The sequence below is a fragment of the Actinospineispora spinosispora DSM 44797 genome, assembly GCF_000429025.1.
Classification (GTDB): Bacteria; Actinomycetota; Actinomycetes; order Mycobacteriales; family Pseudonocardiaceae; genus Pseudonocardia; species Pseudonocardia spinosispora.
The window spans coordinates 388,066-409,527 of the sequence record NZ_AUBB01000010.1 but is presented as its reverse complement, the minus strand read 5'-3'; the positions used below and the strand labels follow the sequence as shown (position 1 = coordinate 409,527).

The window sequence follows — 21,462 nt, the reverse complement described above, 5'->3', positions numbered from 1 at the left end:
GTTAGGCAATCGTCGAACCGCGATGACGCGATGAACGGGAGACTTCAGGTGGCCGAGGCATACATCGTCGGTGCGGTGCGGACACCGGTAGGCACTCGCAAGGGTGCTCTGGCGGGCTCGCACTCAGCCGACCTGGGCGCACACGTACTGCGCGAACTGGTCGAGCGCACCGGGGTCGACCCGGCCGCCGTCGAAGACGTGATCATGGGCTGCGTCAATGCGATGGGCCCGCAGGCGGGCGACATCGCGCGAACCGCGTGGCTGTCCGCCGGGCTGCCGGAGAGCGTTCCCGGTGTGACGATCGACCGCCAGTGCGGTTCGTCGCAGCAGGCACTGCACTTCGCGGCGCAGGGTGTCATGTCCGGTACGCAGGACCTCGTGGTCGCGGCGGGTGTCGAGAACATGGCCATGGTGCCGATCGACGCCAACCGCACGATGGTCAAGGAGCTCGGCGCGAGCCCGACCAGGAACAAGGGCTGGCAGGACCGCTACGGCGACCAGGAGATCTCCCAGTTCCGCGGCGCGCAGCTGATCTGCGAGAAGTGGGGCATCAAGCGCCAGGAGCTCGAGGAGTTCGCGCTGCAGAGCCACCAGCGGGCCGTGACCGCGATCGACGAGGGCCGGTTCACCGAGCAGATCGCGCCGGTCGACGGTCTCGAGGTCGACGAGGGCGCGCGCCGCGACACGTCGCTGGAGAAGATGGCCGGTCTGGCTCCGCTGCGCGAGGGCTGGGACGTCACCGCCGCGGTGGCCAGCCAGATCTCTGTCGGCGCCGGGGCGCTGCTGGTCGCCTCCGAGGAGGCCGTCCGTACCCACAACCTGACCCCGCTGGCCCGCGTGCACACGCTGACCGTCGTCGGCGACGACCCGGTGTACATGCTGACCGGCCCGATCCCGGCGACCCAGGCCGCGCTCAAGCGGTCCGGCCTGAGCATCGACGACATCGACGCGTTCGAGATCAACGAGGCGTTCGCGCCCGTAGTGCTGGCCTGGGCCCGGGAGACCGGCGCGTCGCTGGACAAGACCAACATCAACGGCGGCGCGATCGCGCTGGGCCACCCGCTGGGTGCCACCGGCGCGATCCTGGCGACCAAGCTGGTCTACGAGCTGCGCCGCACCGGCGGCCGCTACGGCCTGCAGTCGATGTGCGAGGGCGGCGGCCAGGCCAACGCCACCATCATCGAGCGCGTCTGAATGCCCCACTAGCCACACAAGCAACACGCGAGAGCACCTCGCAGAGGCTCATGTCGCGTCGCAGACGCTGCAACATCTGCGACGCGACACAAAGCTCTGCGACGCGTGACCAAGGTGACCACCGAGACCAAGGGGACCTTGGGACACAGGGGCCACAGGGGCCACAGGGACGGTCTGCAACGCGCGAGGGCGCAGCCCGATGCGCAAGAAAAGCGCCATCGGCTCGCCACCACGAGGAGCGTGCACGCACACTGCCCCCATCCCCGCGATCCTGGCCAGCACTTGGCGTGGCCGCCCGCTGTCAACCCTGAAACCTCGCCCCCGAACCCGTACAACCAGGAACCCGCGCGAGGCCGGCGCCAGCCGGGGGTTGAGAGCGGGCGGCCACGCCAAGCACACTCGATGGCCAGCGGGGAAGCCAACCCGGCACTGTTCGACGCAGCACAGGAGAGGACACCCGCCCATGCCGGCGGCCGATGCACGGGCGTCTCGCACGGTGGACCGCAGAACCCGACTCGCCGTGCCCACACGCCCGACTCGCGGTGCTGAGGTGCCCGACTCGCGGTGCTGACGTGCCCGACTCGCGGTGCTGAGGTGCCCGACTCGCGGGGCTACGTGCGCAGGGTTTCCCGTGCTGCTTCCACCAGGTGTTCGGCCTGGGCGGCTCTGGTGCGGGCCTCGTCGGCGTAGCCGTCGTCGCCCATGACGCCCGCCTGGTAGCGCGCGGCGACACCGGCCACGATGCAGGCCGAACGCCAGCGGGAGAACGCGACGAAGTACGGCAGGTCCGACACGTCGCGTCCGGACAGCTTCGCGTAGTGGTCGACCAGGTCGTCCCGGCTCGGGAAGCCGGGCACGGCGCTCGGGCCGGCGGTCGTCCCCGGAATCTCGTCACCGGGCTCCTGCCAGGTCGACACGAGCCAACCGAGGTCGGCCAGCGGGTCGCCCGAGGTCGCCAGCTCCCAGTCGAAGACCGCCAGCACCGTGCCGTCCGGCCCGAACGACATGTTGCCGGGCCGGAAGTCGCCGTGCACGATTCCGTCGCTCTGGCCGGGCACCCGCGCGGCCAGCAGGTCGTGCACCTCGTCCAGCAGCGCCAGATAGGACACTCCGGACGAGCGGACCTGCCGGTGCCAGCGACGCAGCTGGCGCTGCACGTACCCGGTGGAGCGGACGGTGTCGCCCAGCCCGACGGCCGTCGGGTCGACCCGGTGCAACCGGACCAGGGTCTCGACGACCTGCTCCCCCGCCCGGGCCCGCGCCGGCTCGGCGAGCCGCAGGCCGGCGTCGTCGTCGGCGAGCACGAGCCCGTCCACGAAGCCCATCAGGTAGAACTGCGCCCCGGTCACCTCCGGGTCGGCGCAGAACGCGACCGGCCGGGGCACCGGCACGTCGGTCGGTTCGAGCGCCGCGATGAAGCGCCACTCCCGACCCATGTCGTGCGCGGTGCTCAGCACGCCCCCGGTCGGCGGCCGACGCAACGCGAACCGATCGCCCGAGGCGTCGGTGAGCAGGTAGGTCAGGTTCGACCGGCCGCCCGCGACCAGCCTGAACTGGACCGGCAGCGCGACGGACGGCACGTTCTCGGCCAGCCAGGCGCTCACCCCGGCGGCGTCGATCCCGGCGCTCACGCGGTGAACGCCAGGTCGAGGCCGGCGCAGTGCCACTCGGTCGAATACAGCAGCCCACGACCGGACGAGGTGATCCACGCGGTCCGTGAGCCCGCGCCGGCGAAGCAGATGTTGGTCACGTACTCGTCCGGATCCGGCACAGCGACCTGCCGCAGCAGCGTGCCGTCCGGAGCGATGACGCTCACCGCCCCGGTGACCAGGGTCGCGACACACACGTTGCCCTCACCGTCGACCGCGAGGGAGTCGAGCAGCTGGAAACCGTCGAAACCGTGCAACAGCCCGGCACCTCCGGGGCTGCGTGGCAGGCCACCCAGCGGACCCAGCTTCCCCGGCCCGGTCACCTCCCACTCCCACACCCGGCCGGGCCCGGTCTCCGCGACGTACAGCCGCGAGCCGTCCGGGGACAGCCCGACGCCGTTGGGTGTGGTGAGCGGGTGCACGACCTCGGTGATCGACCGGCCGTCCGGGGTCGCGTAGTACAGCGCTCCGGTGTCGCTGTCCCGCTCACGGCGTTTACCCAGGTCGGTGAACCAAAAGCCGCCGTCGGTGTCGAACACGATGTCGTTCGGCCCGCGCAGCCCGCGCCCGTCGACCTCGGTGTACAGGTCGGTGACCTCACCGTCGAGTGTCACCCGCTGGATCCGTCCGCCGATGTAGTCGTCGGGCTGCCCGCCGGGGGCGGTGACGCCGTCCCGCTCGTGCCACTCGAACCCGCCGTTGTTGCAGACGTACACCGCGCCGTCCGGTCCGATCGCCGCCCCGTTGGGGCCGCCGCCGAGGTGGGCGATCACTTCGATCGTCCGGTCCGGCAGGACCCGGGACAGGGTGCGGCGCTGGATCTCCACCAGCACCACCGAGCCGTCCCCCATCGCGATCGGCCCCTCGGGGAAGCCCAGCCCGGACGTGACCACCTGCATCGGCGCTGTCATGAAGCCCCCAACATGTCCAGTGCGAGCCGCTGGTAGCGGCACACCATCTCGTCCCTGGTCGCCGGACCGTCCGGGGAGAACCAGCTCGCGACACCTGTCGACATGACCACGATCGCTCTCGACGCCTCCTTCGGGATGGGGGTGTGGAACACGCCGCTGCGCACCCCGTCGGCGATGACCTCGTCGAACATGCGCTGCTGTGCGTTGCGTTTCGCGATGTGCTTGCCGCGCACCGGTTCCTCGAGCGCACGCAGCTCGGACGTGCCCAGCAGGGTGCCCGACTGGTCCTCCAGATGGAACAGCACCTGGACCTCGACCAGTGCGCTCAGCCGCGCGGTGGGGCTCTCACCCGCCTGCCGCAGCGCCTCGGCGGTCCGCGCCAGCAGGGTGTCGATGCCCCGTTCCATGATCGTGGCGAGCACCTCCTGCTTGGAGGCGAAATGGTGGTACAGGGCTGCCGGGCTCAGCCCGGCACGTTCCGCGATGTCCCGCACGGAGGTGCCGTGATAGCCGTGCTCGGCCATCACGGCGATGGATGCCTCGATGATCATCGTGTCACCCGGCACACCATGTGTTGGCACTCTCAGTCCCCCTTGCGGACCTTGCGCGGCCCGGCGAATCCGAACAGGTACGCGGCGACCTTCCGAATCTGGACCTCTTCGGCGCCCTCGGTGATCCGGTAGCGGCGATGGTGGCGGTAGATGTGTTCGAACGGGGTGTGTCTGCTGTATCCGAGTCCTCCGTGCACCTGCATGGCGCGGTCGGCGGCGTCGCACACCAACCTGTTCGCCCGGTAGTTGCACATGGACACCTTGTCACTGATCTGCATGTGCGGCACGCGGTCCAGCTCCCAGGCCGTTTTGCGGACCAGGCCGCGCACCAGCTCGGCCTCGGTCTGCAGCTCCACGAGCGGCCACTGGATCGCCTGACGGGTGGCGAGCGGTTGTCCGAAGGTCTTGCGTTCCCGCGCGTAGGCGACGCTGCGGTCGATGCAGTACTGCGCGGCACCCACACCGGAGGCTGCCTGCCGAATCCGGTTCTCGTGCACGAACGTCTGCGCCACCGCGAGCCCCCCGCCCTCGTCGCCAAGAATGGCACTGTGCGGGACCCGGACATCACGCAGGGTGACCTCCGCGTGGTCGGTGGGCATGTTGAGCGTCCACCAGTGGAAGTCCACCGAGAACCCGGGGGCCTCGACCGGGACGATGAAGGCGGTGATGCCCCTGGCGTCGCCGTCCTCGCCGGAGGTGCGCGCGAAGATGACGTCGTCGGTCGCCGAGTGCATCCCGGAGTTGAACCGCTTCACGCCGTTGAGGATCCAGTCGTCACCGTCGCGGACTCCGGTGGTCTCCATCCAGGTCGCGTCGCTGCCGTGGTCCGGCTCGGTCAGCCCGAACCCGATCTGCCGCTGTTTCGTGAGCATGGGCTCCATCAGCTCGTCGAGCTGTTCCGGGCTGCCGAAGCCCAGGAGCATGTGCGCGAACGGGAAGTTGCCGACGACCGACGACTCGTTCTGCAGGTCGTTGTGCAGGCCGAGTCCCTTGTGCGCGAGGTGCTCCCGGATCACCGCCATGTCGAGGTTCGACCCGCCCGAGCCGCCGACCTCCTTGGGCAGGCCGTAGCGCAGCCAGCCGGCCCGGTCGGCCCGCCTGACCATCTCGCCGAGCAGCTCCTCCCACTCGTGGCGTGGCGTGCCGCCCGCCTCGAAGTCGGTGCGCGCCCACTCACGGCGGTGGTCGAAGAACCGCTCGTTGTCATCCTGGGCCTGCAGTGGTCTGATCTCGGCGTCGATGAACGCATCCAGGTCGGCGAGCACGCGGGTCAGCTCACCGGGCAGTTCGAAATCCACGGAACCTCCTAAACGATCGTTCAGCTAGAATTGCATTCAATTGTCTCCGAGGGAAGTGGGACGGCTGTGACAACAGCAGACGAACATCGCGTCCGGGTCGAGATCGTCGATGGCGTCGCCGACGTCCGGCTCGACCGCCCCGCGAAGCGCAACGCGCTCGACCCCGCCATGTTCAGCGCGCTCGTCACCACGGGTGAGCAGCTGAAGCACGATCCGTCGGTCCGCGCGGTGGTCCTGTCCGGTACCGCGCCGGACTTCTGCGCCGGTCTCGACTTCGGCTCGTTCCAGGCGATGCGGGAAGGGAAGCGGCTGTCGGCGAGCGCACAGTTGCCCGAAGGTGACGGGCCGGCGCGGGCCACCGGGCAACGCGCCGCGTACGTCTGGGCGCAGCTGGCGGTCCCGGTGATCGCGGCGGTGACCGGCCACGCGCTCGGTGGTGGGCTGCAGATCGCGTTGGGCGCGGACATCCGCATCGTCGCGCCGGACGCCGTGCTGTCCGTGCTCGAGATCAAGTGGGGCCTCATCCCGGACATGACCGGCACGCAGGTTCTCCCCGAGCTCGTCGGCCGCGACGTCGCCAAGGAGCTGACCCTGACCGGCCGCAAGGTGAGCGGGACCGAGGCGGTGGCACTCGGTCTGGCGACCCGGACCGACGACGACCCGCACAAGGCCGCCATGGAGCTCGCGCTGTCGATCGCGGCACGCAGCCCGCACGCCGTGCGCGCGACGAAGCGGCTGCTGGACATGGCCGGGCGGGTGAACCTGGAGACCGGGTTCGCCGCCGAGCAGGAGGAGATCGGCGCACTCATCGGCAGCCCGAACCAGGTCGAGGCGGTCACCGCGGCTTTCGAGAAGCGCGAGCCACGTTTCACGGACTGAAACTTTTCACTTCCGTCGCTCGTTGAGCCGGTGACCGTCCCGGACGGCCCCGCCGACAGAAAAGGATCATGGACCTCTCCCGAAGTCCCAGGAGAGCGCGATGAGCGCTCTCGTCAGCATCGCTCTCGGCGTCGGACTCGTCCTGGTACTCACGGCGCTGACCGGGTACTTCGTGGCTCAGGAGTTCGCCTACCTCGCGGTGGACCGCTCCCGATTGACCGCACAGGCCTCGGCCGGCGACGCGTCCTCGGCGCGGGCACTGCGCGTCACCACCCGGACCTCGTTCATGCTGTCCGGCGCGCAGCTGGGCATCACCGTCACCGGTCTGCTGGTCGGCTACCTGGCCGAGCCGCTCATCGGGGAGAGCCTGGGCGCGCTCCTGGAAGGCGTCGGCATCGCGCCCTCGACCGGTGTCGCGCTGGGCATCGCCGTCGCGCTGCTGTTCGCGACCCTCGTGCAGATGGTGTTCGGCGAGCTCCTGCCGAAGAACCTCGCCATCGCCCGTCCGGACGGCACGGCGCGATGGCTGGCCCGCTCGACCACGGCGTATCTCGCGCTGTTCGGCTGGCTGATCCGGCTGTTCGACCAGGCCTGCACGCTGCTGCTCAAGGCGCTGCGGATCGAGCCGGTGCACGACGTCGAGCACGCCGCGACCGCACGGGACCTGGAGCACATCCTCGTGGAGTCCCGGCAGAGCGGCCAGCTGCCGGCGGAGCTGTCCGTGCTGCTGGAGCGGGTGCTGGACTTCCAGCGCCGCACGGTCGAGCACGCCATGACCCCGCGCACCTCGGTGCGCACCGTGTCCGCCGACGAACCGATCAGCGGGGCACTGGAGATCCTGATCTCCGGCCCGTCACGACTGCCCGTGCTGGGCCGTGACGCGGACGACGTCGTGGGCGTGCTGGCCCTGCGCGATGTGCTGGCACTCGACGACCACGACCTGGCGGCGCTCACCGCCCGGGACGTCGCGCGGCCCGCCGTGCTCGTGCCCTCCTCCCTGCCGTTGGATGCCGTGCTGGACCGGTTGGGCGCCGAGGGTGTCGAACTGGCCTGCGTACTCGACGAGTACGGCGGGCTGGCCGGCGTGGTCACAGCGGAGGACCTCGCGGAGGAGCTGGTCGGTGAGATCACCGACGAGCACGACCCCGAGCGGGCCGCCGTGCTGCACCGAGGTGACTCCGGCGGTTGGCTGGTCGACGCGACGATGCCGCTCGACGAGGCCCAACGGCTCGTCGGCAGGCGCCTGCCCGACGGCGACTACCAGACGGTCGCGGGCCTGGTGATCGCCGAGCTGGGCCGTCTGCCGGAGGTCGGCGACACGGTCGCGCTGACCCTGACCGCGCCCGCCGGTTCCGAGGAGCCCGATGTACGGCTCTCCGCACGGGTCCACCGGCTCGGACGCCACGTTCCGGCCGAGGTGCACCTGTCACTCACCGAACAGGTGGCGCACCGATGAGCACCGGACTCGCGCTCGCGCTGTCCGCCGCGATCATCGCGCTGAGCGCGTTCTTCGTCGCCGCCGAGTTCGGGCTGGTCGCGGCGCGGCGCCACCGGATCGCGGAGGCCGCGCCGACGAGCGCCTCGGCCCGCGCCGCGCTGCGCAGCGCGCGCGAGATGTCCCTGCTGCTGGCGGCCGCCCAGCTGGGCATCACGTTGTGCACGGTGGCGCTCGGCGCCATCACCAAGCCGGCGGTGCACGACCTGCTGCTCCCGCTCGTCGGCGCGACCGGGCTTCCCGAGCCCGCGGTGGAGGCGGTGTCGTTCGTGCTGGCACTCGCCGTGGTCACGTTCGTGCATCTGGTCGTCGGCGAGATGGCACCCAAGTCGTGGGCGATCACCGCACCCGAGCGGTCCGCGATGCTGCTGGCCATCCCGATCCGCGTCTTCATCGCGGCGACCCGGCCGCTGCTGGTGCTGCTGAACGGCATGGCCAACCGCTGCCTGCGCCGGTTCGGGGTCACCCCGGTGGACGAGGTCTCCTCCGGGCTGACCCCCGGCGAGCTGCGGGTGTTGGTGGAGCATTCGACCCGGACCGGTGCGCTGGACGCCCGGCGGGGCGCGGCCCTCGGGGCCGCGCTGGACCTGCACTCACAACCGTTGCGCGACCACGCCCGGCCGAGGAACACGATGGTGACGGTGCAGCGCGGCAGCGGCGTCGAGACGATCAGAAGGACCGCGACGGACAGCGGCCACCTGAGGCTCGTCGTGTGCGACGGGGACGACCCGATCGGTGTGGTGCACGTCCGGGACGCCCTTGCCGCGCCCGCCGCGAGCACCGCCGCCGAGCTGATGCGTCCGGTGGCGCAGGTGTCGGCGGACAGTCCGCTGCACGTGGCGATCAGCACGATGCGCCGGGACCGCAGCCATCTCGCTCTCGTACGCGACGGTGACGAGGTCGTCGGCATGGTGACCCTCAGCGACATGCTGGAGCTGTTGCCGTTGCGGTCTACCCGGCGCGGGTAGTCGCCCAGTCCACGGAGAACACGTCGGCGAGCGCCGCGCGACCCTCCCGCGTGACCCGCACGCCCCGGCCGACGGCCCGGCGTTCGACCCACGAGTGGTCGAGGAAGTGGTCGAGCAGCGCACGTCCGAGCTGCCCGGCCAGGTGGTGCCGCTGCTCGCTCCAGTCCACGCAGTAGCGGACGAGCCGCCGGTTGCCCTTCGGCACCCGGATGCCGGCGGTGTCCAGGAACTCCCAGCCGCGCGGGGTCACGGTGTAGTCCACGTCCCGGCCGTACGCCGACACGCGGTCCCGGTCGGCGCTGCGCAGTCGGAACTGTCCGTCGCCCCCGGCAAGGCACCCGTCTCGCAGCAGCGCCGCCATCAGCTCGACCCCCAGCCGACCGGCCAGGTGGTCGTAGCAGGTCCGGGCGGTGCGCAGCTGTGCGGCGCGGGTGCCCTCCCGCAGTGAGCGCACCGGGCGGGGCGGCGCCAGCGCCATGAGCTTCTCCAACAGCTCCCCGACCTGGTCGCCGGCCAGCCGGTAGTACCGGTGCCGCCCGTGCGCCTCGACGGTCAGCAGTCCGGCGTCGGTGAGCTTGCCGAGGTGCCCGCTCGCGGTGGAGCGGGACACCCCGGCCTCGTCGGCCAGCACGCTGGCCGGCAGCGCGCGCCCGTCGTGCAGCGCCATGAGCACCCGGCACCGGGCGCGGTCCGCGAGCAACGCCCCCACCTCGGAGATCTCGACATCGCCGACCACGGGCTCCGGTGAGGACATGCCCCAACGCTAGCCCGGCGACACTTCGGCGCACACCGAATCGTCAGCCGTTGATGCCGTGATCGTGCAGGATCTTGACCGCCCCGACCGTCGCGTAGCCGCGCCACTCCAGGGCGGCCGCCTCGGTCTGCGACGCGAAGTTGACCGTCCAGCCACCGTCGTCGGCCCGCTGCAGCCCGGCCAGGCGCACCAGGTCCGGCTCGATGATCGCCGTGTTCATCCGGGACCTCAGCGGGCCGTCCGGCCACGGCGAGAAGTCCAGCGGGTGCATGACCTCACCCTCGACGCCACCCTCGACCGCACGGACTCCGTCCTCCGGGACCCAGGCCAGCACCCGCTCCAGCTCGACGACGGCGTCGGGCCTGCTCCCGGCGATCGAGTCCAGGAACCACAGCACGTTCTTCAGCTCGTAGGTCGACTCCGGCTTCTGCATGGCGGTGATCGCCCGCCAGCAGTACTCGGTCGAGCGGGCCAACCACGGGTGCGCGCGCAGCTCGGCGTCGTGTCGCGCGACGCGGTGCGCCAGCGCGACGATCACGCTCGTCAGGTGCAGTGAGGACTCCATCGGGTCGGCACCGACCCACCAGGGGGCCGATCCGACCGGCTGCCGGACCGGGAGGGCGAACGGCAGCCCGCCGTCCGCGAGGGTGATCGAGGCCAGCCAGTCGCTCAACGGACCGGTCGAACCACCGGTCTCCTCCAGAACCTCCAGCGCGTGCAACGCTCCGACCGGCTGGCTCTCCGGGCTGCGCAGGTCGGGCTCGAAACCCCAGCCGAACCCGCCGTCGGCGTTGCGATAGGCGTCCAGCGCCCGGTGGACGGCGTCTGCGTCGCCCTCGCCGGTGAGCAGATCGAATCGCCGCCGTTCCAGCAGTCGTGCGTGGGTCGTCATGAATCGGGTGGCCGAGGCGAGATCGAACGTCATGGGCATGATCCTGCCCTCGGGCGGGGGACGTCGTCTTGAACGAATCGGTCAACCCCCGGGATGGATGACCTCCAGCCGGACGATGTCGGAGACGTACCGACCGCCCTTGACGTCACCGGGCAGGACCAGCCTCGGCCGGTCCAGCGGCCTGCCGTCCTGGGTCGTGGCCAGCAGGACCACGGCGTGACCGAACCCCGGTGACATCTCGCCGTAGGAGACGAGTGCGCGGTAACCGTCGGCGCCGACGACCAGCACGCCGGTGGAGAGCACGTCGTGCTTGACGCCCGGGGTGGTGACCGGGCCGGCCTGGTCGATCACGGTGGCCAGCGGGACCCCCACCTCGGTGTGCTGCTCGCTGCCCCGGTCCGTGCCGAACGTGACCGAGACCGTCTGGCTCGGCATGGCCGCCAGCGCCTCGCGGGTGAGCACTCCGGGCCTCGTCACGGCGCCGGTGAGCAGCACCTCGCCGGGGCGCGGCGGAGCCGAGGTCTGCGCCTGGGGCGGGGCGGGAGCGGACGCGGTGGCACAACCCGCCAGCGGGACGACCGCACACACCAGCAGGGCGGGGAGCAGGAACCGAATTCGCGGCATGGCGCCAAGTCTAGATTCTCGGGGTAGAGTTTTCGGGCAATCGATTGAGCGATCGTCGAGGACCGCCAGGAGGCGCCCGTGCTTCCACACCGCTTCGAGATGTTGCTCGGGCTGCACGGCGATCGCAAGACCGATCGGCTGTGGTCCGAGGATGCGACGATCCACTCGTGGCTCCGCGTCGAGGCCGCGCTGGCCACGGCACAGGCCGAACTGGGTGTCCTGCGGGCCGAGGACGCGGCGGCCATCGTCGACGTGGCCGTCCCCGAACACATCGACACCGAGCGGCTGTGGCGCGAGGCCCGCACGGTCGGCTACCCGATCCTGTCGCTCGTGCGTCAGCTGGACGAGGCGCTACCCGAGGAACACCGGGGCCATCTGCACTACGGCGCGACCACGCAGGACATCATGGACACCGGTCTCGCGCTCCAGCTGGCCGAGTCCGGGACACGGCTCGCCGAGCTACTCACCCGCCTCGGCGACGCACTCGCCGAACTCGCACTGCGACATCAGGACACCGTCATCGCGGGCCGGACCCACGCGCTGCAGGCGGTACCGACCACGTTCGGCGCCAAGCTCGCCTCCTACCTCGCCGAGCTGGCCCGGCACCACGAGCGCCTCACCGCCGCCCGGTCACGCGCCGGTGTGGTGTCGCTGTTCGGGGCAGGCGGCACGTCGGCCGCGTACGGTGACCAGGCCGCCGCGCTGCGCGGCCGGGTCGCGCAGCTGCTCGGTCTCACCAGCACCGAGGTCCCCTGGCACGTCGCGCGCGACTGTCTCGCCGAGTTCGGGCTGGTCTGCGCGCTCGTCGCGGCGACCTGCGCGCGCTTCGCCCGTGAGGTCGTCGACCTGTCACGGACCGAGATCGCGGAGGTGGCCGAGGCCGCCGGCCATCACCGGGGCGCCTCGTCGACGATGCCGCAGAAGGTCAACCCGATCGAGTCCGAGGCCGTGATCGGCATGGCGGGTACGGCGGGTGCGCTCAGCTCGGCGTTGTTCCGCGCCATGGAGGCCGGCCACGAGAGGGCCGCCGGTGAGTGGCAGATCGAGTGGCAGGTGCTGCCCCAGCTGGTCTGTCTGTGCGCGGGCGCCCTGCGGACCTGTGCGTCGACCGCGCAAGGGCTGCAGGTCTTCCCCGAGGCGATGCGGGACAACCTGCGCGCGGACGGTGGTCTGGTGATGGCCGAGGCGTACATGATGCGGTTGGCCCCGGCGCTGGGCAGGGAACGCGCGCACGATGTCGTCTACGCGGCTGTTCAGCGCTGCAGGGCGACCGGGGCTCCCCTCGCCGAGACGCTCGCGCCGCACCTGCCGGACCACCTGCGCGGGACGGTCGACGGCGAGCTGACGCCGGACTCCTACCTCGGCCGGCCCAGGGCGACGGTGGCCGCCGCACTCGCCGCGTGGTCCGGTACGGCACCCTGACATGATCAGCCGCAACCGGCTCGACGGGCCGCGCGACCCGGTCACGACTACTCTGCTTCGGTACCTCGACAGGGGGTGGTCCGCATGACGGGAGGGCGGAGCGTCGTGCCAGAGGAGCAGCGTCGCGTGCGGTCGGTCAAGGTCACCTTGAACGACGTGGCGCTGCAGGCCGGGGTCGACCGCTCGGTCGTGTCACGGGTGATCAACGACGACCCGAAGCTGAACGTGCGTCCGGAGACGCGCCGCCGGGTCAAGGACACCATCGAGAAACTGGGCTATCGGCCCAACGCAGCGGCACGCAGCCTGCGCACCAACCGTGCCTACATGTTCGGCCTGCTCATCCCCGACTTCGCCAACCCGGTGTACGCGGAGATCATCAAGGGTGCCGAGGCGGCGGCGGGTGCGCTCGGCTATGGCCTGATGACCGCCAGCTCGTCGGGTGTGCGGCTGGGCCTGAGCCACTACCTGGACCTGCTCGGGCAGGGCAGGGTGGACGGGTTGTTGTTCGCGGGCGAGGAGTCGGGCCACGAGCTGGCGCAGCTGCGCACGGCGGAGGTGCCCTGGGTCCTGGTGAACCGGACGTTGGCCGGGTCGCAGCGCTACGTGGTGCTGGACGACGAGCGGGGCAGCCGGCTCGCGGTCGATCACCTGGTGTCGCTCGGGCACCGGCGCATCGCCCACCTGGCCGGGCCCGAGGGCGCCGACACCGGGCGGCGCCGCAGGGCCGGGTACCTCAGCGCGATGCGCGACGCGAACCTGCCGGTCGAAGACGGTTTCGTCGTGCACGCCGACTACACGCCCTCGGGTGGCGCGGTCGCGCTCGAGCGGCTGCTCGCCGGCCCTAGGCCGCCCACCGCCGTGTTCGTCGCCAACGTGGCCTCCGCCGTCGGCGCGCTGCACACCGCGCACGCGCACGGGGTGTCGGTTCCGAGGGACCTGTCCATGGTCGCGGTGCACGACATGCCGCTGGCCAGCCACCTGGTGCCGGGGCTCACCACGGTTCGGATGCCGTTGGAGGAGCTGGGCAGGCGCGCGCTGGAGCTGCTCGCGCGCCGCGGTCCCGAGGAGGCCATCACCGAGGTCGTCACCGACCCGGTCGAGCTGGTGCTCCGTCAGTCGACCACCACACCGCGGGTGGAGCCCGCGCGTTGAGCGATGGCACGTCGAGCAGCGGCGAGGGGCTGATCGGCCGGCTGCGCATCGCGGCGGTCTACGTGGGCGCGGCGCTCGGCCCGTTCGGTGGCGGGGTGGTCTCGCCGATGCTGCCGCAGATCGGCCAGTCCCTCGGTGTCTCGGTGAGCACGGCCGCGCTGTCGCTCTCGGTCTACTTCGTGCCGTTCGCGCTGGTCCAGCTGGTGTCCGGGACACTCGGCGAACGCTGGGGACGCCGTCGCACGGTCTTCATCGCCTACCTGGTGTACCTCGTGGCGGCCGTGGTGTGCGCGGTGGCGCCGGACGCCTGGCTGTTCCTGAGCATGCGCGGCGTCCTCGGTGCGGCGAACGCCTTCACCTCTCCCCTGCTGCTCGCCGGGCTCGCCGACATGGTCCCGACGGCCCGGCTGAGCCGTTCGGTCGGCATCTTCACCAGCTGCCAGGCGGGCGGCCAGTCGTTCGCCCCGTTGATCGGCGGTCTCGCGGCGGGCACGAACTGGCGATGGGGGTTCCTCGTCGTCGCCGTCGCCGCGGCACTGCTCGCGCTGGCCCCGCCGCCGGGCAGCGCACGCCGGGGAGTGGCCGCTCCCCGGCTGCGTCCGTTGGTCAACCCCCGGATGGGTCTGCTGTCCGTCGCGGCGTTCGTCAGCTACTTCGGTGCGGTCTCGCTGCCGTTCCTCGTGGCGCTGTACTGCACCGACCACCTGCGGCTCGACCCGGAGGTCACCGGTTTCGCGCTGCTCGGCTTCGGCGTGGCGGGGCTGGTGCTCGGCGCCATCTGGGGTGGGCTCACCGAGAAGGTGGGCGCCCGGACGTGCGGCGTGGTCGCCTCGGTGCTCACCGCGGGCTGCGTCGCCTCGGTGAGTCACACCGGCTCGCTGGTCGCGCTCGCGCTGTGCTGGACCGCGGCCGGTGTGGCCTCCTCGCTGCTCAACGTGTCACTGCAGAACCTGACCGTGCGCGCGGTCCCGACGAACCGGGGTGGCGCGCTGTCCGGGGTCTCGGCGTTCCGCTTCACCGGGTCCGCGGTCGGCCCGCTGATCCTGTTGCCGATCTACCACGGGCAGGTGAACCTGGCCTTCGCCGTAGCCGGTGGCTCACTGCTGCTGGCGGCCGTGGCGCTCGCCGCGCTCCCCCAGCTCACCGCCCCACCCGACGGGGAGCCGGTCGCTACGCCCGAATAGCGGTCCGATCACGGTCCCGCAGCAGGAAGAGCACGACGAGTCCGCCCAGCGCCATGCCCGCGGCGGCGAGCAGCACCGCGATCCGTCCGCCCTCGGCCAACGCGGCGCCGAGCTGATCACCCTGCCGTCCGGCGAGACCGGCGTTGGCCACCGCGATCAGCACACCGAGGCCGATGGCGTTGCCGATGTTCAGCGTCGTCGACGCGGTGCCGGCCGCGACACCCTGCTGATCCGGGCCGACGCCAGTGGCGGCGGCGATCCACATGCCGGTCCAGACGATCCCCTGCCCGACCCCGGACACGACCAGCCCCGGCACCAACGCCCAGTACCCACGCTGCGCGTCGAAACCCCAGGCCAGCGCAACGGTGCCGAGCACTCCCAGCCCGAAGGCGAGCAACAGCGTCGTGCGCGACCCCCAGCGTGCGACCATCCGTTCACCGAGCTGTGTGCCGCTGGCGATCGCCACCGACGGCACCAGGAACGCCAGGCCCGCCTGAAGCGCGCTGAAATGATGCACGGTCTGCAGCAGCACGGTGAGGAAGTACGGCAGCGCGCCGAAGGTCGCCATGAAGACGAAGGTGACCGCGACACCGCACACCAGGCTGCGGTTGCGCAGCAACGAGAACGGCATCAACGGGTCCACACTGCGTCGCTCGATGATCACGAACGCGACCAGCAGCAGAGCGGCGAGAGCGGCGGCGAGCACCACCGGAAGCGAGGCCCAGCCCAGCTCCGGGCCCTGGACCAGTGCGAAGACCAGCAACGTCGCGCCACCGGTCACGGTGAGCGCACCAGGCAGGTCGAAGCGGCGCCGTACCTGGGCCCGCACGTCCTTCGGGATGACCAGCAATGCCGCGAGCGCCACCCCGCCGGCGAGCGGCACGTTGACGAAGAACACCGCCGACCAGCCGAAACCCTGTGTAAGGATCCCGCCAAGGAGCGCGCCGACCGTCAGCCCGCTCGCCCCCGCACCACCCCAGACCGCGAGCGCCCGGTTGCGTTCACGGCCCTCCGCGAACAACGTGCCGATCAGGGCGAGCGTCGAGGGCAGCAGCAGCGCCCCGCCGATGCCCTGCACCGCTCGTGCGACCACGATCATCAGCGGCGTGGTCGCCAACCCGCCGGCCAGCGAGGACACCGCATAGATGGCGAGTGCGAGCACGAACACCCTGCGCCGGCCGACCAGATCGGCCGCGCGCCCGCCGAAGAGCAGGAAACCGCCCGCGAACACGACGTAGGCGCTGACCACCCACTGCTGGGTCTGGCCGGAGAAGCCCAGGTCGGCGCCGATGTCCGGAAGCGCGACGAACACGATGTTGAGGTCCAGCGAGAAGATCAGCTGGCCCAGGGCCAGGAGCGCGAGGGTCCAGCCCAGCCTCCGGTGGACCGGCTGGACCGGCAGTGTCTGCGACATGCGGGGTTCCCTTCCTCAACTGTACGACTATTTGCGTACAGTCGAAGCGTAGCTCCCCTTCGGACAATCGTTCGAGTTTTTTCGTACCTTTTTGTTAGGCTCGGGTCATGCTCGCCCGACACCCCGAACCGGCCCAGATCCGTCTGGAAGAGGTGCTGAGCGCGCTCGGCAACCCGATCCGGCTCGGCATCGTTCGCGTGCTGGCGGAGCTGGGTGAGCATTCGTGCGGGGCCGTCGGGACGCTCGTCGATCCGCAGATGTCGAAATCGACCCTCACCCACCACTGGCGGGTGCTGCGGGACAGCGGCGTGATCTGGCAGCAGCCGCACGGCCGCGAGCACATGCTCACACTGCGCCGCGAGGACCTGGACAAGCGCTACCCAGGCCTACTGGACGCCGTGCTCAGGGATCCGCGCTAGGTCCGGCACTTCGCCATACTTTGCACACCTACGTGCTGCGTCGCAGACATCCGGACATGTGCGACACAGCACGAAGACGTGCAAGGTCTCCGGTCGCCGGCGTCCCGGCAGCGGCTATGCGTTCTGGCGGACTGCCTCGTAGAGGAGGATCGCGGCCGAGGCGGCGACGTTGAGAGAGTCGACCCGGCCGCTCATCGGGATCAGGGCGCGGTGGGTCGCCGCGGACAGCCAGGCCTCGGAGAGGCCGTACTTCTCCGAGCCGACTGCGATCGCCAGCGGGCCGCGCAGGTCCAGCTTGGTGTAGATCTCGCTGGCGTCGGGGGTCGTCGCCACGATCGGGATGTCCCGCTCGGTCAGCCAGGCCAGCACCTCGTCGGTCTCGGCCGCGACCACCGGGACCGCATAGACCGCGCCCTTGCTGGCCCGCACGACGTTCGGGTTCGCCCAGTCCGTCCCGGGGTCGGTGGCGATCACCGCGGCCACTCCGGCCGCGTCCGCGGTGCGGAGCATCGCACCCAGGTTGCCGGGCTTCTCCACTCCCTCGCACACCAGGATGAGCGGGTCGGTGCCGCACGTGAGGTCGGCCAGCCCGGTACGGATCGCGGGCAGTACCGCGAGCCACCCGTCCGGTGACTCGCGGTACGCGATCTTGTCGAACACGGTCTGGCTGACCTTGACCAGCTCGGCGGCCGCGAACCCGGGATGTTCGCTCAGCACTCCGTACTCGTCGAGACCGGTCAGCTCGGGGCACTGGTACACGGTCTCGGGCGTCACCCCCGCCGACAGCGCCAGCGACAGCTCCTCGAAGCCCTCCACCAGCGTCTGGCCCGCTTCGTCGCGGTACCGCCGCCTGCGCAACCGCTGCAGAGCCTTGATCCGAGGGTTGGCGGTGCTGGTGATGTCGTGACGCACCCGTGGAGCCTAGTGATCCTCAGCCGGCGAAGGTCAGCACACCGTCGTCGAGCACCACCCGCTGGTTCTCGCCGCCGGGGCCGGCCGCCTCGGTGCGGAACACCGCCGTGTCGCCGGTGCGCCATGCCGACGTGGTGAGGGTCTCGCCGGGGAACACCGGCGCGGAGAAACGCGCGGCCATCGATCCGAAGCGGGCGGGGTCGCTGTCGCACAGCTCGTGCAGGAGGGCCCGGCCGGCGAAACCGTAGGTGCACAGTCCGTGCAGGATCGGCCGGGGGAAACCGGCCTTCTCGGTCGCGAACCACGGGTCGCTGTGCAACGGGTTGCGGTCGCCGGACAGGCGGTAGAGCAGTGCCTGATCGGCCCGGGTCGTCTCGGCGCGGCTCACGTCCGGCGCGGTGTCCGGATAGGAGACCTTCGCGGGCGCCGTGCCCGGCGAGCCACCGAAGCCGCCAGCGCCACGGATGACCAGCGTCGACGAGGTCTTCACGACGACCTCACCGCTGCCGGTGTCGACCCCGGTGGCGCTGATCGTGACGATCGCGTTCTTGCCCTCACCCTTGTCCTGGATGTCGGCGACCTCGCTGGTGACCGAGATCTCGCCGGCGGCGGGCAGCGGACGGTGCAGCTGGACACTCTGCGAACCGTGCACCAGCTTTCCCCAGTTCACGTCCCCGATCAGGGCCAGCGCGCCGAGGCCGCCGCAGGCGATGACCCCGTAGGTGGGGAGTACCTGTTGCGGGATGTCGTGGGAGTTCTCCGTGGTGAACGCCAGCTCGTCGAGGCCGGCGCCGACGCCGAGCGCGTACAGCAGGGTTTCCCTGTCCTTCCAGCTGCTCACCCTCGCGTCGGTGCTGGCTCCCACACTGCCCGGGTCGATCCCCACGTGTCCTCCTGGCTCGGCTGGCTCGACGAATTGACGATCAGCGCCACCTTGGCACACGATCAGCGAACCGGCAGCCGAAGACGGTCAGCGTCGACCGGAAGACCGCTGCCTCGGCATCTCGGACAGCTCGGCGATGCGCACCGCGTTGCGACCGTCGCGTTTCGCCGCGTACAGCGCGCTGTCGGCGGCCGCGAGCACGTGGTCGATGCCGTGGCCGTGGTCGGGATACACCGCGCCACCGACCGAGACCGACAGCCCGGCGATGGTCAGCGAACCTCCCGGGGTGGCCACCGCGACGGACAGCGTGCTGACCCGGTGACGGATCCGCTCGGCGATGGCGTGCAGCTCGATGCCGCCGTCGGAGCTGCCACCCAGCTCGGGCAGCAGTACGACGAACTCCTCGCCGCCGAACCGGCCGACCAGGTCGTGCTCACGCACCTCGCCGCGCAGCGCCGTGGCCACCGCGCTCAGCACCTCGTCGCCGGCGAGGTGGCCGTGGTCGTCGTTGACCGACTTGAAGTGGTCGAGGTCGAGGATCAGCACCGCGACCGATGTCCGCCCGCGCTGTGCCCGGCGCAGCTCGCGCGCGGCCTCCGAGTGCCACGCCGCGGCGTTGAGCAGGCCCGTCTTGCTGTCCGTGCTGGCCGCCTCCTCCAGCTGCCGGACGAGCACCGCGCGGTGCAGGACCAGTAGCGGAGCCATGACGAGCGGCATCTGCCAGGGGTTCGAGGCCAGCGCGAGAGCCGCCAGTGCTCCGAGGCACAGGGTGCCGAGCTCGAGCATGTTGTCGTCCCAGTGGCCGAGCAGCTGCGCGGGGCTCGGCCGGGGGGTCGACGTGCTGAGCGCGATCGCGGCGGCGACCAGACCGGTGTTCACCGTCCCGTAAGCGAGCACGGCCAGCGCCATCGTGATCAGTTCACGTGGTCCGCCGAGACTGCTCAGACCCTGGCTGCCCGCGTAGTTGAGCACCGCGGCAGCGGCGTGACAGGCCAGTACGACCGTCGCGGTGCTGAACACGTGCCGATATCCGGGCACCTCGACCGAACGCCACACCCGGAACCATTGGTGGGCGAATATGACCAGCACCACAATGGTCGCCAACGCCGGCGGCAGCAGAACCGCCCCGGCGAAGGTCCATACCGAGCTCAGGTCGACATGCGGTGTGTCGGTGACCCGGCGACGCAGCCGTTCGAGCCCCACGGCGATCTCGGTGTGCACCACACCGAGTACCGACAACATCAACGTCGCGAATAGGGCTGAACGAGTGAAGGGCCAGTGCAGAACGTCGAGTGCGAACAGCCCGAGCGCGGTAATTTCCACCAGGAGGAGGGAAGTGAGCACTCGCGAGGGGAGGCTCCACACCGCCCAACGGGTGAGCAGCCACGGACGAGCCGGTGACGACTCGACCTGCATATGTTCTCCCAGCTCAGTTGACCCTCATACTCAGGGTGACCCACAGGTCACCGCACGTGAGAGTAGCCGTTCTCAACGCCACTGTCACGAGCGGCGCGACATATCCGGACGGGAAGGTGACCCCATGCGTAACAAGCACTGGCACTAATTCATTTGTCGACCGTTCCCACTCTCGAGAAAGGGTAATTCCGTGGACAACAAGCACTGGTGACAAACGGCGAAGTCATTATTCAGCACATCGAGGAAGCGGGGTAATTCAGTGCGCAATAAACATTGGACCTAGTATAACAGCGGATTTCGGGGGCGAGCCGCCGGCAGCACGGTCGCCGGCGGCCGACCAGGGCCAGGAGTCAGGTCGTCGGTACCGGGGTCCTCGGATCCAGCAGGTCGAGGACGTGACCGATCTCGTTGACCGTGCGCACCGCGTGGCGACCGTCACGCGACACCCCGACCCTGGTGATGCTCGTGTACTCGAGCGGGAAGGCCAGTGGCCGGGCGATGCCGAGCAGCCGGGCGAGCCAGATGTTGATCGTGCCGGCGTGCGCGAAGCACGCCACGGTGCTGCGGCCCTGATGAGCGGCCACGATGTCGGCGAAGGTGCGCTGCACGCGGTCCCCGAACGCCTCGACGTCGACGTAGTCCGGCAGATACCCGGCCCGCAGCCGCTCCCAGGCCGCCGGGTCCTGCTCGACCATCTCGTGCACCGGTACGTAGTGCCGGTCGGCCGCGTCGAACTCCGCCAGCCCCGGCGCGACCGTGGGTTCCAGACCTGAGGCGCGCACCAGCGGCTCGGCGGTCTGCCGCGCCCTGAGCTGCGGGCTGACGTAGATCGCGTCGACCGCCTCCCTGGTCAGCGCCTCGGCGACGCGACCGGCCTGGTGCAGGCCCAGCTCGGTGAGCGCGGGATCGGCGACGGCCCCCGGCTCCGACGAGGAGCGGTGTGGCAGTGCATGACGGACCAGGATGAGTCGCATCGCTACGCGGGCACCCGCTCGCCGTGACCACCGTCACGCAACGCCTGGCGCAAAGCCTCCGCGTTCTTGTCCAGCTCCGCCGGGTCCGGGTCGGTCTGCGCGCCTCGGAAGTCGAAGTCCTCCAGCCGCCAGGCCGGGTAGACGTGCAGGTGCAGGTGCGGCACCTCGAAGCCCGCGATGATCAGCGCAACCCTCGGTGGCTGCCACACCGTGCGTACCGCCTCGGCGACCCGGTGGCTGACCTTGTTCAGATGCCCGAGCAGCTCGTCGTCGACGTCCACCCAGTGATCGACCTCGGCCGTCGGAACCACCAGGGTGTGACCGGGGCCCATGGGGTTGATCGAGAGGAACGCCACTGCCCGCTCGTCGCGCCAGACGAACCTCCCGGGCAGCTCTCCGGAGATGATCCTGGTGAACAGCGTCGCCATGCCGTCATTCCTTTCGTCGAGATCCACCAGCGCCGGTCGGCGA

21 protein-coding genes are annotated in these 21,462 nt (G+C 70.7%); 8 read left to right on the top strand and 13 right to left on the bottom strand.

Annotated elements, in window-relative coordinates; genetic code table 11:
- Window positions 1–48: 48 nt before the first annotated feature.
- Entirely contained in the window at window positions 49–1,194 is a 1,146-nt protein-coding gene (locus G406_RS0105710; RefSeq protein WP_028933092.1) for an acetyl-CoA C-acetyltransferase, read from the top strand.
- A 611-nt stretch (window positions 1,195–1,805) separates the two neighbouring features.
- Here the strand turns inward: G406_RS0105710 and G406_RS44810 are convergent.
- From G406_RS44810 to G406_RS0105690, 4 genes are read right to left on the bottom strand one after another with little or no spacing between them, the layout of a single operon-like run.
- Window positions 1,806–2,825: a phosphotransferase family protein gene (locus G406_RS44810; protein ID WP_037075174.1), complete on the bottom strand. Its 1,020-nt coding sequence runs from the start codon at window positions 2,823–2,825 to the stop codon at window positions 1,806–1,808.
- Window positions 2,822–3,754, bottom strand: a complete 933-nt coding sequence (locus tag G406_RS0105700; RefSeq protein ID WP_245607018.1) for an SMP-30/gluconolactonase/LRE family protein — start codon at window positions 3,752–3,754, stop codon at window positions 2,822–2,824. Before G406_RS0105700 ends, G406_RS44810 begins: the two co-directional genes overlap by 4 nt.
- Window positions 3,751–4,305: a TetR/AcrR family transcriptional regulator gene (locus tag G406_RS44805; RefSeq protein WP_037075356.1), complete on the bottom strand. Its 555-nt coding sequence runs from the start codon at window positions 4,303–4,305 to the stop codon at window positions 3,751–3,753. Before G406_RS44805 ends, G406_RS0105700 begins: the two co-directional genes overlap by 4 nt.
- Window positions 4,306–4,337: 32 nt before the next feature.
- Window positions 4,338–5,603 carry an acyl-CoA dehydrogenase family protein gene (locus tag G406_RS0105690; protein ID WP_028933090.1) on the bottom strand — a complete coding sequence of 422 codons (1,266 nt, stop codon included), beginning with the start codon at window positions 5,601–5,603 and terminating at the stop codon, window positions 4,338–4,340.
- 66 nt (window positions 5,604–5,669) lie between these two features.
- Between G406_RS0105690 and G406_RS0105685 the strand changes: the two genes are divergently transcribed.
- The 3 genes from G406_RS0105685 to G406_RS0105675 all read left to right on the top strand — a co-directional run bounded on the left by G406_RS0105685 (window position 5,670) and on the right by G406_RS0105675 (window position 8,945).
- Window positions 5,670–6,482 carry a crotonase/enoyl-CoA hydratase family protein gene (locus tag G406_RS0105685; protein WP_028933089.1) on the top strand — a complete coding sequence of 271 codons (813 nt, stop codon included), beginning with the start codon at window positions 5,670–5,672 and terminating at the stop codon, window positions 6,480–6,482.
- Between the two features lie 100 nt (window positions 6,483–6,582).
- On the top strand, window positions 6,583–7,938 hold the full coding sequence (locus tag G406_RS0105680) for a hemolysin family protein (protein WP_028933088.1): 1,356 nt from the start codon (window positions 6,583–6,585) through the stop codon (window positions 7,936–7,938).
- A complete protein-coding gene (locus G406_RS0105675) occupies window positions 7,935–8,945 on the top strand; it encodes a CNNM domain-containing protein (protein ID WP_028933087.1) in 1,011 nt (336 codons plus the stop codon). Before G406_RS0105680 ends, G406_RS0105675 begins: the two co-directional genes overlap by 4 nt.
- On the opposite strand, the gene G406_RS0105670 is transcribed toward G406_RS0105675, so the two are convergent.
- The 3 genes from G406_RS0105670 to G406_RS0105660 are packed head-to-tail and all read right to left on the bottom strand — an operon-like array spanning window position 8,929 to window position 11,215.
- A complete protein-coding gene (locus G406_RS0105670; RefSeq protein ID WP_028933086.1) occupies window positions 8,929–9,699 on the bottom strand; it encodes an ArsR/SmtB family transcription factor in 771 nt (256 codons plus the stop codon). The genes G406_RS0105675 and G406_RS0105670 overlap by 17 nt on opposite strands.
- A gap of 43 nt (window positions 9,700–9,742) precedes the next feature.
- Complete coding sequence (locus G406_RS0105665) at window positions 9,743–10,624, bottom strand: hypothetical protein (RefSeq protein ID WP_028933085.1); 882 nt, start codon at window positions 10,622–10,624, stop codon at window positions 9,743–9,745.
- Between the two features lie 48 nt (window positions 10,625–10,672).
- Window positions 10,673–11,215, bottom strand: a complete 543-nt coding sequence (locus G406_RS0105660) for a molybdopterin-binding protein (protein WP_051341678.1) — start codon at window positions 11,213–11,215, stop codon at window positions 10,673–10,675.
- Window positions 11,216–11,293: 78 nt separating this feature from the next.
- Here G406_RS0105660 and G406_RS0105655 point away from each other — a divergent pair, with 78 nt between their 5' ends.
- From G406_RS0105655 to G406_RS0105645, 3 genes are all read left to right on the top strand, one after another.
- Window positions 11,294–12,637, top strand: coding sequence for a class-II fumarase/aspartase family protein (locus tag G406_RS0105655; protein WP_211241039.1), 1,344 nt, complete (start codon window positions 11,294–11,296; stop codon window positions 12,635–12,637).
- An 84-nt stretch (window positions 12,638–12,721) separates the two neighbouring features.
- Window positions 12,722–13,789, top strand: coding sequence for a LacI family DNA-binding transcriptional regulator (locus tag G406_RS0105650; protein WP_064742847.1), 1,068 nt, complete (start codon window positions 12,722–12,724; stop codon window positions 13,787–13,789).
- A complete protein-coding gene (locus G406_RS0105645; protein WP_051341677.1) occupies window positions 13,786–14,973 on the top strand; it encodes an MFS transporter in 1,188 nt (395 codons plus the stop codon). Before G406_RS0105650 ends, G406_RS0105645 begins: the two co-directional genes overlap by 4 nt.
- Here the strand turns inward: G406_RS0105645 and G406_RS44800 are convergent.
- Window positions 14,960–16,387 (bottom strand): MFS transporter, encoded by a 1,428-nt coding sequence (locus G406_RS44800; protein ID WP_211241038.1) that lies wholly within the window; start codon window positions 16,385–16,387, stop codon window positions 14,960–14,962. The genes G406_RS0105645 and G406_RS44800 overlap by 14 nt on opposite strands.
- A gap of 107 nt (window positions 16,388–16,494) precedes the next feature.
- Between G406_RS44800 and G406_RS0105635 the strand changes: the two genes are divergently transcribed.
- Entirely contained in the window at window positions 16,495–16,806 is a 312-nt protein-coding gene (locus G406_RS0105635) for an ArsR/SmtB family transcription factor (RefSeq protein WP_028933080.1), read from the top strand.
- Window positions 16,807–16,920: 114 nt separating this feature from the next.
- Here G406_RS0105635 and G406_RS0105630 read toward each other — a convergent pair whose 3' ends face one another.
- The 5 genes from G406_RS0105630 to G406_RS0105610 form a co-directional block, all read right to left on the bottom strand.
- Complete coding sequence (locus G406_RS0105630; RefSeq protein ID WP_028933079.1) at window positions 16,921–17,718, bottom strand: TrmH family RNA methyltransferase; 798 nt, start codon at window positions 17,716–17,718, stop codon at window positions 16,921–16,923.
- Between the two features lie 19 nt (window positions 17,719–17,737).
- Window positions 17,738–18,604: a MaoC family dehydratase gene (locus tag G406_RS0105625; RefSeq protein ID WP_028933078.1), complete on the bottom strand. Its 867-nt coding sequence runs from the start codon at window positions 18,602–18,604 to the stop codon at window positions 17,738–17,740.
- Between the two features lie 84 nt (window positions 18,605–18,688).
- Window positions 18,689–19,924: a sensor domain-containing diguanylate cyclase gene (locus tag G406_RS44795; protein ID WP_169736615.1), complete on the bottom strand. Its 1,236-nt coding sequence runs from the start codon at window positions 19,922–19,924 to the stop codon at window positions 18,689–18,691.
- Window positions 19,925–20,367: 443 nt separating this feature from the next.
- Window positions 20,368–20,991 carry a histidine phosphatase family protein gene (locus tag G406_RS0105615; RefSeq protein ID WP_028933077.1) on the bottom strand — a complete coding sequence of 208 codons (624 nt, stop codon included), beginning with the start codon at window positions 20,989–20,991 and terminating at the stop codon, window positions 20,368–20,370.
- A 2-nt stretch (window positions 20,992–20,993) separates the two neighbouring features.
- Window positions 20,994–21,419 carry an HIT family protein gene (locus tag G406_RS0105610; protein ID WP_028933076.1) on the bottom strand — a complete coding sequence of 142 codons (426 nt, stop codon included), beginning with the start codon at window positions 21,417–21,419 and terminating at the stop codon, window positions 20,994–20,996.
- Between the last annotated feature and the right edge of the window lie 43 nt (window positions 21,420–21,462).